This window comes from Chryseobacterium sp. LJ668 (assembly GCF_019613955.1).
In the GTDB taxonomy this organism is placed as follows: Bacteria; Bacteroidota; Bacteroidia; order Flavobacteriales; family Weeksellaceae; genus Chryseobacterium.
On the sequence record NZ_CP080443.1, the window covers coordinates 2,866,718 to 2,882,940 of the forward strand.

At 35.5% G+C, this 16,223-nt stretch carries 12 protein-coding genes; 10 read left to right on the forward strand and 2 right to left on the reverse strand.

Annotated features, from left to right (window positions below; genetic code table 11):
• Positions 1-9: 9 nt before the first annotated feature.
• Both tatC and K0U91_RS13370 read right to left on the reverse strand, forming a co-directional pair.
• Positions 10-834 carry a twin-arginine translocase subunit TatC gene (tatC, locus tag K0U91_RS13365; protein ID WP_219969254.1) on the reverse strand — a complete coding sequence of 275 codons (825 nt, stop codon included), beginning with the start codon at positions 832-834 and terminating at the stop codon, positions 10-12.
• Positions 835-979: 145 nt separating this feature from the next.
• Positions 980-1,939: a KpsF/GutQ family sugar-phosphate isomerase gene (locus tag K0U91_RS13370; protein WP_220179107.1), complete on the reverse strand. Its 960-nt coding sequence runs from the start codon at positions 1,937-1,939 to the stop codon at positions 980-982.
• Between the two features lie 158 nt (positions 1,940-2,097).
• Here K0U91_RS13370 and recQ point away from each other — a divergent pair, with 158 nt between their 5' ends.
• From recQ to K0U91_RS13420, 10 genes are all read left to right on the forward strand, one after another.
• Positions 2,098-4,302 carry a DNA helicase RecQ gene (gene recQ / locus K0U91_RS13375; RefSeq protein ID WP_219969252.1) on the forward strand — a complete coding sequence of 735 codons (2,205 nt, stop codon included), beginning with the start codon at positions 2,098-2,100 and terminating at the stop codon, positions 4,300-4,302.
• 39 nt (positions 4,303-4,341) lie between these two features.
• On the forward strand, positions 4,342-5,427 hold the full coding sequence (locus tag K0U91_RS13380) for a glycosyltransferase (RefSeq protein WP_220179108.1): 1,086 nt from the start codon (positions 4,342-4,344) through the stop codon (positions 5,425-5,427).
• Between the two features lie 18 nt (positions 5,428-5,445).
• Complete coding sequence (locus tag K0U91_RS13385; RefSeq protein WP_220179109.1) at positions 5,446-6,075, forward strand: hypothetical protein; 630 nt, start codon at positions 5,446-5,448, stop codon at positions 6,073-6,075.
• A gap of 59 nt (positions 6,076-6,134) precedes the next feature.
• Positions 6,135-6,482, forward strand: coding sequence for a hypothetical protein (locus K0U91_RS13390; protein WP_220179110.1), 348 nt, complete (start codon positions 6,135-6,137; stop codon positions 6,480-6,482).
• 99 nt (positions 6,483-6,581) lie between these two features.
• The gene (gene lpdA, locus K0U91_RS13395) at positions 6,582-7,985 is read left to right on the forward strand and encodes a dihydrolipoyl dehydrogenase (RefSeq protein WP_219969248.1); all 1,404 of its coding nucleotides are present in this window, start codon (positions 6,582-6,584) and stop codon (positions 7,983-7,985) included.
• 142 nt (positions 7,986-8,127) lie between these two features.
• Complete coding sequence (locus tag K0U91_RS13400) at positions 8,128-8,952, forward strand: CvfB family protein (RefSeq protein WP_220179111.1); 825 nt, start codon at positions 8,128-8,130, stop codon at positions 8,950-8,952.
• Positions 8,953-9,101: 149 nt separating this feature from the next.
• Entirely contained in the window at positions 9,102-9,695 is a 594-nt protein-coding gene (locus K0U91_RS13405) for a TetR/AcrR family transcriptional regulator (protein WP_219969246.1), read from the forward strand.
• 93 nt (positions 9,696-9,788) lie between these two features.
• Entirely contained in the window at positions 9,789-11,147 is a 1,359-nt protein-coding gene (locus K0U91_RS13410; protein WP_220179112.1) for a TolC family protein, read from the forward strand.
• Between the two features lie 48 nt (positions 11,148-11,195).
• Positions 11,196-12,449 carry an efflux RND transporter periplasmic adaptor subunit gene (locus K0U91_RS13415; RefSeq protein ID WP_219969244.1) on the forward strand — a complete coding sequence of 418 codons (1,254 nt, stop codon included), beginning with the start codon at positions 11,196-11,198 and terminating at the stop codon, positions 12,447-12,449.
• A gap of 28 nt (positions 12,450-12,477) precedes the next feature.
• Positions 12,478-16,050 (forward strand): efflux RND transporter permease subunit, encoded by a 3,573-nt coding sequence (locus K0U91_RS13420; protein ID WP_220179113.1) that lies wholly within the window; start codon positions 12,478-12,480, stop codon positions 16,048-16,050.
• The last annotated feature ends 173 nt before the right edge of the window (positions 16,051-16,223 follow it).

The following is a 16,223-nucleotide window of genomic DNA, read 5'->3' on the forward strand; positions in this document are numbered from 1 at the left end:
TCCAAAATTTTATCTCACAGCAGGAAGTTTAGCTTCTCTTTTTTGCACTTTTTTATAAGTATAAGCGCACATCAAAATACTAAATTCGTAAAGAAATAACAACGGTAAAGCTGCCATCATCATACTCAAAACATCTGCAGGAGTAATAATTGCAGCTACAACCATGATTAAAACCACTGCATGTCTACGGTATTTTTTCATGAAAGCAGGATTCAGGATTCCTATTGATGTTAAAAAGTAAATTAATACCGGGAAAAGAAACACAACACCCATACCCAAAACAACCTGCAGGAAAAGAGTGGTGTAATCACTTAGATCATACAATGGTATAATAATGTCGGAAATTTTGAAAATAACCCCGAAATTAACGGCGAAAGGCAATATCAGAAAATAACCGCACAAAACGCCCATCAGAAAAAGAATCCATACGGAATTGATGATGAAGATTGAATTTTTTCTTTCATTAGGATGCAAAGCCGGTCCGATAAATCGCCACAATTCCCAAACAATATATGGGAACCCAATTACCAAACCTCCAAATATAGAAACCGCCATCATTACATTAAACTGCTGATACAATCTCTGCACACGCACCGGAAATTCATTGGGCAGCTCAATACTGTCTTCGCCCAAAATCATTCTCGAAAAATGATTAACAATTTTAAAGGTGGGAAAATCGTTTCTGGTAGGTCCGAAAAAGATATGATCCATAATCCAGTTAATATTGAACCCCACTACAAATGCAGCGATAATAATAGCAATAATTGAACGGATAAGATGACCTCTTAATTCTCCTATATGCCCGAAAAAGGACATTTCTTTACCTTCACTCACAGAATATTTTTTAATGTTTCAAATGTATGAAAAAAAGCGGGGAGTTAAATGATGGAAGCGGGAAGTTATAATTCAATCTTAAAATTAACATTATAAAAATATATTATTTAATTAATTTTGTTCTCAGCCTCAATCTCGCCTTTTCTTAATTAATTCCTTCGTCTAATAACTTATGAATATCAATAATTCCAAAATATTTTCCCTTTTCTGTTACAATAAGCTGTCCGATATTATTGTCTTTCAAAACTTTCATTGCTGATTTTGCCAGAGAATCTTTCTCAATTGTTTTTGGATTTGCCGACATAATATCTTTAGCCAAAACTTTAGAAATATCTTCACCATTCAGCAACATTCTTCTTAAATCACCGTCTGTAATCACGCCGAGAATTTGCTCATCATTCGTTACTACAGTGATCCCATGACTTGAGGCGCTGATAGATATAATCACATCTCTGATTGAAGATTCCTGCGTAACCTGCGGCTTTTGTGATGAAACAAACTGCTCTACTCTTGACGTCAGATTTTTGCCTAAACTTCCGCCGGGATGAAATTTTGCGAAATCGTTTTCTTTAAAGTCATTCAGTTCCATCAGGCAAATTGCCAAAGCATCTCCTAAAGCCATTTGTAGAGTAGTCGAACTTGTTGGGGCCAATTTATTCGGGCATGCCTCCAAATCAACATGAGTATCCAAAATAACATCAGAATATTCAGCTAATTTGCTTTTTTTATTTCCTGTCATTCCTATCAATGCTGATGAATAGTCTTTCAGGTAAGCAACAAGATTGATAATTTCAGGTGAATTCCCTGAATTTGAAATGCATAGAACCACATCTTGCTTTTGAATAACGCCCAAATCCCCATGAATAGCTTCCGATGCATGCAGAAATTGTGACGGAGTGCCTGTAGAATTTAAAGTGGCTACAATCTTATTTCCTACGTGAGCAGATTTTCCGATTCCTACCACAATTAATTTTCCTTGCGCAGAATGAATAATTTCTACCGCTTTTACAAAGTCTTCGTCGATCCTGTCTTTAAGTTTTTCTAATTCGGTAATTTCTATGGCTAATGTGCTCTTTGCAATTGAAATAATGTTTGATGCGTCCATTTTTCCGGTTTGATTTCTTTCTGTAATATTCCAAAGAAAAACGATGATTTTTGAAAATCTTAAAAGCTGATTCTATTTTTTATAAATCTCTTTCCTTTTATTTTCAGTAAAAATGTTATAACTTTGGGTAAGATGCAAATTTAGCAATACAAAATTAGATGAGCGCAAAAAAAGCCAATTTATCAGGCGAATTAAAGAAATACTTCGGGTTTTCTACTTTTAAAGGTCAGCAGGAACTTATCATAGAAAAACTATTGGAGGGGAAAGACATTTTTGTACTGATGCCTACAGGAGGAGGTAAATCTTTGTGTTATCAGCTTCCCGCACTTATTTCTGAAGGTACTGCCATTGTAGTTTCACCATTAATAGCTTTAATGAAAAATCAGGTAGATGCCGTCAACGGATTGTCATCTGAAAATGGTGTAGCCCATGTTCTTAATTCTTCTCTCAATAAAACCCAGACCAAACAAGTTTTTGATGATATAAAAAGCGGAAAAACAAAGCTACTGTATGTAGCCCCGGAATCTTTAATTAAGGAAGATTATCTTGAATTTTTCAGAGATGTGAAAATTTCATTTGTCGCCATTGATGAAGCTCACTGTATCTCAGAATGGGGACACGATTTCAGGCCGGAATACAGAAATTTAAAATCAATAATCGATAAAATTGCTGATGTTCCTGTTATCGCTCTTACAGCTACTGCAACTCCAAAGGTTCAGGATGATATTCAGAAAACTTTGGGTATGACGGATGCGCTTGTTTTTAAAGAAAGTTTCAACCGTCCCAATTTATATTATGAGGTTTGCCCCAAAGTAAATGTTGATAAAGAAATTGTAAAATTTATCAACAAGCACAAAGGAAAATCAGGAATTGTGTACTGTCTGAGCCGAAGAAAGGTGGAAGAGTTTTCGCAGCTTCTTCAGGTAAACGGTATCAATGCTCTTCCTTATCATGCAGGTTTGGATCAAAAAGTAAGAGTGACCAATCAGGATAAGTTTCTGATGGAAGAAGCCGATGTCATTGTTGCTACTATTGCATTTGGGATGGGGATTGATAAACCGGATGTCCGCTTTGTAATTCATTATGATTTTCCGAAATCACTAGAAAGTTATTATCAGGAAACAGGCCGTGCAGGCCGTGACGGGGGAGAGGGGCACTGCCTTGCTTTTTATGATCCTAAAGATATCGAAAAATTAGAAAAATTCCTAGCTCAGAAGCCGGTTTCGGAAAGAGAAATCGGGTTACAACTTTTAAACGAGGTAGTAGGTTATGCAGAAACTTCAATGAGCAGAAGGCAATATATTTTGTACTATTTCGGCGAAATCTTCGATCCTGTTACAGGGAATGGAGCCAATATGTGCGATAACGCATCCAATCCGCCTAAGCTTAAAGATGCAACAAAAGATTTAAAAAAAGTTTTAGAATTAATAAAAGATACCCAGGAAAAATTCAAGTCAAAAGATCTTATTTCGGTGATTGCAGGAAAAGAAAATGCAGTGACAAAATCCTATAAAATGGAACAAAGCTCATTTTTCGGTTTCGGGAAAGCTGAGACAGACAACTATTGGAAAACAATTCTCAGACAGGCAACCGTTCAGAATTTTTTATTAAAAGATATAGAAACGTATGGCGTTTTAAAAATTTCGCCAAAAGGTCATTTGGTCATTGACGGAAAGTTTAAGGATTCTTTCTTAATTGCTGAAGACCGGGAATTTGATCTGTCACAAACTAAGGCAGACAGCGATCAGGTACAGATGCAGGCGAGTGGAAGTCTTGATCAGAATTTATTTGGTCAGCTGAAAGATCTTAGGAAGAAAGTTGCAAAAAAATACGGAATTCCGCCTTATACTGTTTTTATGGATCCGAGTCTGGAAGACATGACCGTGCAATATCCCATTACCGTTGAAGAAATTGCAAAAATATATGGTGTAGGTGAAGGGAAAGCGAAAAAATACGGTAAAGAATTCGCAGATTTTATTTCTAAATATGTTGAAGACAACAGTATTGAGCGTACGCAAGATATGGTGTTGAAAAATGTGGCAAATAAATCGAGCCATAAAGTTTTCATCATCCAAAGCACCGACAAAAAGATTGATCTTGAAGATATCGCAAGAGCCAAAAACCTATCGATGAACGATTTGCTGAAAGAAATGGAACGTATTGTTTATCAGGGTACAAAATTAAATATCGATTACTATATTGAAGAAAATTTTGATGAAGATACGGTAGATGATTTTATGGAATTCATGACCGAATCTGAAAGCGACAGCATGAAAGTTTTGCTGGATGAGTTTGGAGATGAACTCTCAGATGAAGAAGTGAGAATGCTGAGAATTAAGTTTATCAGCGACGTTGCGAATTAAAAATAACCTTGTCCAAATTCAAGAATAGGGTTTTCTATTATGAAAAAGAAAATTTCTGTCATGTTTATTCTGCCGGATTTAGAGACCGGAGGTGCAGAAAGAATCGTTACAACCATTGCAAATCATCTTTCACGTGATCGGTTTGAGTCAAAGATTTTGCTTTTGCGCAAACAGGGAGGCTATCTTGATATTTTAAAAAAAGATGTTGAGATCATTGATATCGAAACCGAAAGAATAAGACATTCGTTAAAACCTATTTTAAAAGAAATTTATCGCAGAAAACCTGATATTGTATTTTCAGGATTTGGCGAAGTAAATGCTTATCTGGCATTATTTATTAAACTTTTCCCGAAAGTAAAATTCATAGCGCGTGAAACGAATGTAGTTTCCCAGCATGTGAGTAAAAAAGAGATTAAATTTTTCTACAATTTTTACAATAATTACCAGCAGATTATTGCACAAAGCGACGATATGCTGAATGATCTCGTTAATAATTTTAAAATAAGCCGTTCAAAAATCATTAAAATTAATAATCCTGTTGATTTTGATTATATCAATGAAAAACTTTTGTTTTCTCATAAGCCCGAAAGCTTTAAATATAATTATAAACATGTTATAGCCATAGGAAATTTATCTGCCAGAAAAGGCTTCGACAATCTACTGAAAGTGTTCTCCAGATTAAAAAACGAGAAAATTATTTTACATATTTTAGGTGATGGGAAAGATCGTGAAATTCTTCATCAGATGAAAGATTTTTTAGGTTTGAAAAATGTTGTATTCCATGGAAGACAAGAAAATCCGTATGAGTTTTTGAAGTACGCAGATTTGTTTATTCTTTCTTCTAGGTATGAAGGTTTCCCAAATGTTTTGCTTGAAGCCGGGGCTTGCGGTACCTATTCTTTAGCGAACAATTGTCCGGGCGGAATCAATGAAATCATTCAGAATGAAATCAACGGAGAAATTGGAAATATTGATAATCACGAAGATTTTGCACAGAAAATACGATCTATTTTGCAGCAAAATTATGATAAAGAATGGATCATCAATTCCATCAAATCAAGATTTTCGAAAGAAATTATTTTAGAAAAATACGAAAAAATTTTACTGGCTCTGATGAATCAATAATTTGTTTTTCTAAAATATATGGTAAGAATTATCTTATTTTTTTTATTGATGATCATGTTATCTTGTAAAGAGAAAGAAACAAATATCTTACCCCAAAAAGATACAATAAAGTATAATTCTACAAATTGGCAAGATGATCTTGAATTAACTCATTCTATTGATCTTGATTCAGTATGGAATAAGCCTGTAAGATTTTATGTGACAAATAAAAAACTTGATTCTACTGCATTAAAATTTTATTTAGGATCTTACAGACCGAAAGACGAACCCGAAACTGCAAGATTACTAAACCTTGTCACAGCAAAAAACGATAGTCTACGACCATTTAATCGTTGGATTTTAAATAACACGATTCTCATTCAGGACGGAGCTTTAGCAGAATACAGCGGAGTTCCTGCAAGAAAGTATGCTGAAAAATTTCCTAAAGAGTTTTTTGATTATATGGATTTTGATAAATCCGGGAAAAAATATTTTGATTGGTATAATTCAATTTCGTATAGTGGATTGTATGATTTTGAAAATTATAATGACCAAAAAACAATAAGGGAAAATCTTATTACAACGATGATGCATAATTGTAATGATTGTGATGCAAAGTATGAGAAAAGAATAAGAAAATTTGCTGAAGATTGTTTTTCAAAGCGATAGTTTTGAGAAATTTTCTTTAGATTTCCTTACATTTGACCTTTCCAAAATCAAATTCACCAATGAAAAAAATCCCTAAATTAGGATGTGGCTGCGAAAAGCCCGGCCAAAGCTCCTCGGATTACAGAACTTCAAAAATAGGAACAGATAAAACTAATGAGAGAGATGCAGAGGTGAGTGTTTTGCAGTGCAGACTTTGCCAAAGAATATGGATTATTTATCTTGTCAATTCTAAGTTACCACAGTCAGAAAAATGGTTTAGAGGAATAGTAGCTAAAAAAGATCTCTCATCAATCATCCCCGAAAATGCCGTACAACATTTAGAAAACTTAGAATGGTATCTTTACGGAGGTTCTTATTTTGAAAGTGAAGGAACATTTGGAGAAGGAAAGATTATTGTAGACATATAATGTTTACCTTAAACTTGACAAATCTCACTTTGCTGCATAGCAATTAATCAGTAAATTTGTAATCATAAAGAATAGCTAATAATAAATTATCAAAATAAAATGAGTCAATTCGATGTTACCGTAATAGGTTCTGGTCCTGGAGGTTATGTAGCTGCAATTCGTGCTGCACAATTAGGTTTCAAAACAGCAATTATTGAAAAATATTCAACTTTAGGCGGAACATGTCTTAACGTTGGATGCATACCCTCAAAAGCACTTCTTGACAGTTCTGAACACTTCGAAAACGCAAAACACAATTTTGCAGGCCACGGAATCATTATTAATGAGCCTCAGGCAGATATTGCAAGAATGATTGAGCGTAAAAACGAAGTTATTAAGCAAAATACAGACGGAATCAGCTATCTGATGAACAAAAACAAAATTACTGTTTTTGAAGGTCTTGGAAGCTTCGAATCTGCTACTCAGGTTAAAGTAACAAAAGCTGACGGTTCTACAGAAACGATCGATTCTAAATATACAATCATTGCAACAGGTTCTAAGCCAACATCTTTACCATTCATCACTTTAGATAAAGAAAGAGTGATTACTTCTACGGAAGCTTTAAATCTTAAGGAAATTCCAAAGCATTTAGTAGTTATCGGTGGTGGGGTTATTGGTCTAGAGTTAGGTTCTGTTTACCTAAGATTAGGAGCTCAAGTAACTGTGGTTGAGTTTATGGATAAGATCATTCCTACGATGGATGGAGCTTTAAGCAAGGAATTGACTAAAGTTCTTAAAAAGCAGGGTATGAAATTCATGCTTTCCACAGCAGTTTCAGCCGTTGAAAGAAATGGTGATACTGTAAAAATTACAGCAAAAGATAAAAAAGGAGAAGAAGTAACCGTTGAAGGAGATTATTGTCTGGTTTCTGTAGGTAGAAAGCCTTTCACAGATGGTCTTGGATTAGAAAAAGCGGGTGTTGAGCTTGATGAAAGAGGAAGAGTGAAAACTAACGATCACCTGCAGACTAACGTTGCAAACATCTATGCAATCGGAGACGTCATCAAAGGGGCAATGCTGGCTCACAAAGCTGAAGAAGAAGGTGTTTTTGTAGCTGAAACATTGGCCGGACAAAAACCTCACGTTAATTATAACTTGATCCCTGGAGTTGTTTACACTTGGCCTGAAGTTGCCGGAGTTGGTAAAACTGAAGAGCAACTGAAAGAAGAAGGGCTAGCTTACAAAGTCGGGTCTTTCCCGATGAGAGCTTTGGGAAGAAGCCGTGCAAGCGGTGATGTAGATGGTTTGGTAAAAATCTTAGCAGACGAAAAAACAGATGAAGTTTTAGGGATGCATATCGTGGGTGCTAGAGCTGCTGATCTTATTGCAGAAGGAGTAATAGCAATGGAGTTCCGTGCAAGCGCAGAAGATATTGCAAGAAGTTCTCATGCTCACCCAACGTACGCTGAAGCTATCAAAGAAGCTGCATTGGATGCTACGGGAAAAAGACCGATTCATATGTAGAATCAATAATAATTTCATCATTTAAAATAGAAGACTGTCATCATTGATGGCAGTTTTTTTTGGACTAAATAAAAGCCAAATTTCATTAACGCTGAAACTCTCAAACTAATTTCCGTACCTTTGCCAACTAAATTTATCATCAATGCAACTCGGGAAAACTCAGACTTTAAAAATTTCAGAAAAAAACAATTCAGGATGGATGCTGGAATCCGAAACTGGCGAGACCGCTTTTATGTCAAAAGTTTTCATTCGTGAAGAAAAAGAAATTGGCGATGAAATAGAAGTTTTTGTATATCAGGACGACCATAAACTGAAAGCAACAACAGAAACGCCGTTGGCTGAAGTGGGTGAATTTGCGGTGATGAGCTGTGTGCAGAGTCTTCCGACCGGCGCGTTTATGGATTGGGGGATCATCAAAGATCTTTTTATTCCGTACAAACAGCAAAAATCTAAAATCCTTGAAGGGAAAAGATATCTGGTTAATCTTTATGTAGACGAAGATCTGGACCTGATTACCGGAACGACAAAATTCAAAAGAAATCCCCAGTATGATAATGTACCTTTCCAGAGAGGAGATAAAGTAGAGCTTATCATGATGAACGAAAGTGAACTTGGATGGAACGTTGTCGTAAACAAAAAATATATCGGATTGATCTATGCTTCTGATGTTTATAAAAAATTATATCCTCTATCTGAAGAGGAAGGTTACATCAAAGCCATCCGGGAAGATGGTAAAATAGATGTCTCGCTTCAGCCGGAAGGTTTTGAAAATATCGATGAATTTAAGCAGAAAATTCTAAACAAATTAGAAGAAAATTTTGGTTTGCTGCATCTGTCAGACAAATCTTCTCCCGAAGAGATAAAAAGTGAACTCCAGATGAGCAAAAAGAATTTTAAAAAAGCTCTTGGTGGTTTATATAAGGATAAAATCGTTGATATTTTAGATGATAAAATCAAACTTGTATAAAGTCTGCTCTTAAAAATAATATTGAAGTCTGAACATTTGTTCAGACTTTTTTTATGATAATAATCACAGAAAACTACTTAATTATTTTGTTTAACAATTTTGTCAAAACAAATGTTTGATATATATTTGCACAAAATTGTTTAACAAAAATGTCAAAACAAGAAAAAAAAGATCAAACACAGGAATTAATAAAAGAAACTGCGAAAAATTTATTCTTTGTACAGGGGAAATTTAATGCAACTACACAGGAGATTGCAGACGAAGCGGGTGTCAACCGTACTTTAATCAACTATTATTTCAGATCAAGAGACAATCTGATTCAAATTATTTTTGATGATGCTCATCGCGTAGAAAAAGAAAAATCTGAAATCATTATGAATTCTGATCTGCCTTTCAAAGAAAAAATAGCCAATTTTATCGACGGAAGCTTATCGACAAGTCTCCAATACCCTTATCTGGAAACCTACATCGTTTCACAGATCAACAAAGGGAGCTGCCACAAAAAAGATGTGGAAGAGGAAGAGCTGAAAAAATTATACAAAGATATTGAGCGAGAGATGCAGTTAGGAAATATTGAACTAATGGCTCCGGTGCAGTTTCTTCTCAATATGGTTTCGCTTTTAGTATTTCCAAGTGCGGTTCGTCCGTTATTTTTAGAAAATTTAATGATCACAGATAAAGAATTTGATCAGATCATTTCAGAAAGAAAAGATATTATACTAAACATGCTTTTTAAGAAATAATTAAGACTTGTTAAAGTAATTACTAAAATGAATCGTTCTTTAAGAATGATACATAAGAATCAAACTATTAAAAAATAAACGAAGTAACAAATTATGGATAGAAAACGTATAACTGCAAAAAAACTAAGATTTGGGGTAGTTGCAGCATTTATGATTTCCGGTTTTTTACAGGCTCAGCAAAGCTTTACGGTAGAACAGAGTTTAGACTATGCTATTGCAAACAATGTCAATGTAAAAAAGGCGAAAATAGATCAGCTAAAAGCTTCCCAGAAGGTGAAAGAAACTACGGGAATCGGGCTCCCTCAGATTGATGGACAAGCAAAATACAACTATTATTTGAAGACACCTGTGATGTTGATTGACGCAAGTGTATTTGATCCGAATGTTCCAGCTGGCTCAATCCAAGAGTTTCCGCAGGGATTAAAACACAATACAAATGCTGGATTAACACTAACACAAATTCTTTTTAATGGTTCATATTTGGTAGGTTTAAAGTCTGCAAAAGCGTATAAGGAAACTGCAGCTCTTACAAGAGAAAAAACTGAAATAAGTGTAAAAGAAGGAATTATGATGGCATATGCAGCCGTCATCGTCACTGATGAAAACATTAACACTTTAGAAGAAAACATAAAAGTCGCCGAAAAAACGCTGCATGATACTAAAGAGACATATAAAGTTGGTTTGACGGAAGAACAAAACGTAGAGCAGCTGGAATACAGCTATAAAAATCTGCAGACCAATAGAGATAACCTGAAGAGAACGAGAACAAAGCTTTTGATGACACTAAAATATCTAATGGGTTATCCTTTGGATCAAGATATTGAACTTGCCACAACAATTGATCAAATGATTGAAAAGAATCAGGTTTTGGTAGATCAAAGTGCAAATTTAGATCTAAGTAATCATATAGATATAAGATTGAGAAACAACGCCCTTAAGGTTTCAGAATTGCAATTGAGATATCAAAAATCAAAATCTTTACCGTCATTATCAGGTTTTGCAAATTATGGTATTAATACAGGAAGTAACCAGTTTAATATTTTCAATACACAAACAAAATGGTTTGGTTCATCTATTTTAGGGTTGCAATTAGATGTCCCTATTTTCAGCGGATTGCAGAGACATTGGCAAACGCAGCAAGCCAAGCTTGACGTGCAAAAAGCCCAGCTGGATAGAGAAGATACAGAAAAAAGTATTAAAAGAGATTATTACGAAAGATCTGTAGAATACAATAATGCCTTTGAAAGCTATAAAACAGCACAGGACCTGATCAAATTGTCTTCAAATATTTATCGCAAAGAACAGATAAAATTCAAAGAAGGTCTGGGAAGCAGTTTCGATTTGCAAAACAGTGAATCGCAATTATATAATTCTCAGTCTCAGCTTTATGAATCTGCAATTAATTTAATTCAGACCAAAGTTGCTCTTGATAAATCAAAAGGTGAACTATAGATATTGTTATTCTAATCTTTAAATCATTCAAATAAAATAATATTCCACATGAAAAAAATATTCCTTCCATTAGCATTAATTCTTACTCTTGCAGCCTGCAAAAAAGAAAGTGCTACACAAGATAAAACTCTAGAAGCTCTTATAAAAACCAAAGATGTAAAAGGACTGCAAGCATACAAAGATCGCCAGAAAGCTAAAATGGACAGTCTCAACAATATCATGTCTGAGGTAGATAAAAATCTTACGGCATTAGGAGTAAGTCAAACATTAGGATATGTTTCTGTACAAAAATTAGAGTTAAATTCATTTGCCCATAATGTTGAGATACAGGGAAGTGTTACAACAGATCAGGATGTGAATGTACAGGCCCAGTTCAACGGAACATTAACGCTTTATGTAAAAGAGGGTCAGAGAGTAAATAAAGGTCAGGTATTAGGCAGAATTGCAGATGGAGGTCTTAATGACCAGCACAAACAGGCTTTAATTCAGGTTTCTGCATCCAATGCACAGCTTCAGCAAGTAAAATCTCAGGCTAATTTATCAAGAATTACTTTTGAAAAGCAAAGTGCACTTTGGAAACAAAAAATCGGTTCAGAATTCCAGTATCTTCAGGCTAAAACCAATTATGAATCTGCCCAGAAGCAAATTTCAGCTGCGCAAAGTCAGGTCGCTGCCACGCAAAAAGCTGCAGATGCAATAAGAGCCAACTTAATTAAAACAACAATTGTTGCCCCTTTCAGCGGGGTGATCGATAAAGTAATAACGCAAAACGGGCAGGCTGTTTCTGCCGGACCGGCAACTGATATTGTTAAACTAATTAGCCTGGGAGTGATGCGTGTGGAAGCTAAAGTTCCTGAAACTTATCTGGCAAAAGTAAAACCGGGAACAGGGGTAGAAATTAATTTCCCAGCTCTTAATAAATCTGTGAAATCAAGCATAAGATTGGTTGGAAACTATATTGATCCTGCAACAAGAACCTTCCTGATTCAGATTCCTGTTTCAAATGATGGGGGGTATATAAAACCAAATTTATTGGCGCAGATAAAAATTCAGGATTATGTAAATCCTTCTGCATTACAGATTCCGGGTCAGTATATTTATGAAGACGCAGCGCATAAAAGCTATGTTTTTGTGGCGACAAACATCAAAGGAGAAAACGCAGTTGCCAAAAAAGTTTATGTAGAAACCGGAGAAAAGTCTGAAAATAATGTAGAAATTACAAGAGGTCTTAAAGCCGGAGATACGGTGATTACTGACGGTTCTAAAAATCTTACAGAAGGACAGAAAATTAAAATTTCTTAATTAAACTCATTGAAATAAATAAACAATTATGGGCGAAAATAAGCACCACGAAAAAGAATCTTTCTTTTCAAGCTGGGCGGTAGACAATAGAACCACAGTATACGTACTTACATTTATCATTGTGATTCTTGGGATCTTTGCTTACACTTCTATGCCAAGAGAAAGCTTTCCGGAAGTGGTAGAAAATAAGATATATATTTCTTCAGTGTACCCGGGGAACTCAGCAGAAGATGTTGAAAAGCTGATCACTAAAGAACTTGAAGATAAGTTTAAAAATGTTTCGGGAGTAGATAAAGTGACTTCAAATTCCTTTCAGGATTACTGTCTGATTACAGTTGAATTTGAAGAAAAAGTAGCTTTAGCCGAAGCGAAGCAAAGAATTAAAGACAAAGTAGATGAGGCAAAAGGAGATCAGGACTGGCCGACAGTAGACTCTGGTTCTAAAGTAGAACCTAGTGTTTTTGATCTTAATATTTCTGAGGAAATGCCGATCTTAAATGTAAATTTAAAAGGAAATTATCCAAAATTTACGCTTAGACAATATGCAGATGACATCAAAGACGATCTTGAAGATATTCCTGAAGTAAAGGAAGCAACAGTTTTGGGAGTAGATGACAATGAAGTGGAAGTTGCGCTGGATATCTTTAAAATGAATGCCGCAGGAGTAAGTTTTGATCAGGTGATTACTTCTATCAAAAATGAGAACATTACCATTTCCGGGGGAAATCTTGTTACCGAAGGAAACCGTGAAAATGTCAGAATCAAAGGTCAGATTTCAGATCCGGCAGATATCAATAATTTCGTCATAAAACCAGGTGTAAGAATCATGGATATTGCGAAAGTGGAATTTAAAGAAAAAGAAAAAACTACCTACGCAAGAGAATCCGGAGAAGATGTAGTCATGATCAATTTGAAGAAAAGATCGGGTACTAACATGATTGCAGCGATAGAGCAGGCAAAAGAAAAAATTAAAAAAGCACAGGAAACGTATATTCCGAAAGATATTGATATTTCTTTAACATCTGACCAATCTACAGATGTTGAGCATCAGGTAAACGAATTGGCAAACCACATTCTGATCGGTATTCTTTTGGTAATGTGTGTGTTGAGTTTCTCGATGGGGCTTAAAAATGCATTATTTGTGGGTACAGCAATTCCGCTTTCCATGTTGATTGCCTTTGCGATATTAAGTGCTTTTGGAGTCACCTTAAATACCATGGTGCTTTTCGCAATGGTAATGGGACTCGGTATGCTCGTAGATGATGGTATTGTAGTTGTAGACAACGTTTACGCTAACATGGAAAAAGGCTACAAACGTAGAGAAGCTTCTAAATTTGGGATCGGAGAGATCGCTTTTCCGGTTATTACTTCCACTTTAACTACCGTTTGTGCATTCTTACCGATGTTGATGTGGCCCGGAATTATGGGAAAATTCATGAAATATTTCCCGATTACGATTTCTGTAACCTTAATGGCTTCATTATTTGTGGCGTTGATTATTAACGCTTCCATGACAGCAGGAGGAATGACATTAGATAATAAAAACCTTACCGGTTCTCAGGCTAAAAAATACACCCTTATCTTTGCAATTCTGGCAGTAGTTTTTGGAGCATTAAGATTAATTACAGGGGTAGAGTTTTTCCTGGCAATCGTAACACTTTCTGTATTGGCCATTGCAGCGATATGGCTGTATAAAGGATTTTTTCATGACAGAATTGAGCATTTCCAATATACTTTCTTTCCGAATCTTGCTAAAAGATATCAGAAATTTTTAAAAAATCTATTGCAGGGTAAAAAACCGAGATATTGGTTCTTAGGCGTTATTGGAGTGCTTATTTTCTCATTCATTCTGTATGGAATGATGATGGGAATCGGACGTTCAAAAGTCCTTTTCTTCCCTGAAAATATTCCTAAACAGGTGATTGTTTATATGGAATATCCTCAAGGAACAGATATTGCCAAGACAAATACGGCTACAAAACAGGTTGAAGCAAGGATTTTAAATGTTTTAAAGCAATATAAGGACGAGAAAACCGGAGAAAACTTTCTTGCAGAATCAATGGTAACCCAAGTAGGTAAAGGTGCGATCAATCCACAGGTTGATGCAGGTTCTGAAGCAGATACGCCATTTAAATCAAAAACGACAATCACGTTCGTAGAATTTGCAAAACGTAGGGGTATTGATACAGGTGAAGTAATGGAACAGATCCGAAAAGCAGTTCCAAATATTCCCGGGTTTACGTTTACCGTTGAAAAAGATGCCAACGGTCCGCCAGTAGGTTATCCTGTTTCAATTGAACTTAGAGGAGACGATTATGATCAATTGTTGACTGAAGCTCACAATATGATCACGTATATAAACAAGCAGGGAATTTCAGGAATCGAAAAACTGCAGTCAGACATCAATAAGGAAAGTCCGGAGCTGATTATAGATATCGATAGAGAGGCAGCAGGAAACATGGGAGTTTCGACGGCTTATACAGGGATTACACTTCGTAGAGCTCTATTCGGACAGGATATTTCTACCTTCAAAGATGTTAAAGATGATTATGATATTTCAGTAAGATTACAACAGGATCAAAGAAGAAATACGAGCTTGCTGTTTAATCAGCCGATTACGCTGCAAGGACAGAGCGGTCCTGTTCTGGTTCCGATGTCTACGTTCTCTACCATGAAGGAAGAAACAACTTTCAATAAAATCAAGAGAAAAGATAATACAAGAACTATTATGGTTTACTCTAACGTATTGAAAGACTATAATGCCAATGAGATCGTTCAGAAAATTCAGGAATCATTGAAAAACTATAAGACTCCGGAAGGGATTACCTATAGTTTTGGCGGAGAGCAGGAAGAGCAGGGCAAGAATATGAATTTCCTTTTATTTGCATTATTCCTGGCAATGGCATTGGTAACATCCATTATTGTATTCCAGTTTAACTCACTTTCAAAAACTTTGATCATTATGACTACGATTTTCTTAAGTTTTGCAGGAGTGTTTTTAGGACTGTCAATTTTCGGGATGGACTTTGTAATTCTGATGACGATGATGGGAATCATTTCGTTAGCCGGAGTTGTAGTGAAGAACGGTATCGTATTGATGGACTTCTTTGTTCTTAAACTCGACGAACTGGTGTATAAAAAAGGTGTTGAAACTCACGATGACCTTGAGCTTGAAGAAGTAAAAGAAGTCATCATCGAATCCGGAAAAGAACGTCTGAGACCGGTGTTGCTGACTGCTACAACAGCGATCTTGGGTCTGATTCCGTTAGCAATCGGTTTAAACTTCGATATATTTTCTTTCCTTACCACATTGAATCCTCATTTTTCATTAGGGGGCGACAACGTAATGTTCTGGGGACCATTGGCATGGACGATTATTTTCGGACTATCATTTGCTACTTTCCTTACCTTGATCATCGTTCCGGTAATGTTCTACATTATCTCAAAACGTAAAATCAACAGAAGAAAAAAGTTTGTTGCAAAACATGCGCATGATGCAGAAGATGAAGCTGAAGAGCAGGAAAGATTGAAGAAGCTGTATCCTCAGGAATTTGAAGAATATCACAAGAAAAATGATGATAATTTAGGTCTGGAATCATAAATTTATACTATCAATATTAACCTGAAAAACCGTATCGCTCTTGATACGGTTTTTTTATTTAAGGTTTTTTACGTATCATAATGATCATGCATAGATTTTTCGGGTGGTAAATTGAGTGAAAATGCACGATACAAACTGAAAGTATAAATTATTATTTGTGCAAAATATTTAAA

Excerpts from the sequence above, each read along its gene's own strand:
- K0U91_RS13420 (WP_220179113.1), top strand. The coding sequence starts at position 12,478 with ATGGGCGAAAATAAGCACCACGAAAAAGAATCTTTCTTTTCAAGCTGG.
- K0U91_RS13405 (WP_219969246.1), top strand. The coding sequence starts at position 9,102 with ATGTCAAAACAAGAAAAAAAAGATCAAACACAGGAATTAATAAAAGAA.
- recQ (WP_219969252.1), top strand. The coding sequence starts at position 2,098 with ATGAGCGCAAAAAAAGCCAATTTATCAGGCGAATTAAAGAAATACTTC.
- K0U91_RS13410 (WP_220179112.1), top strand. The coding sequence starts at position 9,789 with ATGGATAGAAAACGTATAACTGCAAAAAAACTAAGATTTGGGGTAGTT.
- lpdA (WP_219969248.1), top strand. The coding sequence starts at position 6,582 with ATGAGTCAATTCGATGTTACCGTAATAGGTTCTGGTCCTGGAGGTTAT.
- K0U91_RS13400 (WP_220179111.1), top strand. The coding sequence starts at position 8,128 with ATGCAACTCGGGAAAACTCAGACTTTAAAAATTTCAGAAAAAAACAAT.
- K0U91_RS13385 (WP_220179109.1), top strand. The coding sequence starts at position 5,446 with ATGGTAAGAATTATCTTATTTTTTTTATTGATGATCATGTTATCTTGT.
- K0U91_RS13370 (WP_220179107.1), bottom strand. The coding sequence starts at position 1,939 with ATGGACGCATCAAACATTATTTCAATTGCAAAGAGCACATTAGCCATA.
- K0U91_RS13380 (WP_220179108.1), top strand. The coding sequence starts at position 4,342 with ATGAAAAAGAAAATTTCTGTCATGTTTATTCTGCCGGATTTAGAGACC.
- K0U91_RS13415 (WP_219969244.1), top strand. The coding sequence starts at position 11,196 with ATGAAAAAAATATTCCTTCCATTAGCATTAATTCTTACTCTTGCAGCC.
- K0U91_RS13390 (WP_220179110.1), top strand. The coding sequence starts at position 6,135 with ATGAAAAAAATCCCTAAATTAGGATGTGGCTGCGAAAAGCCCGGCCAA.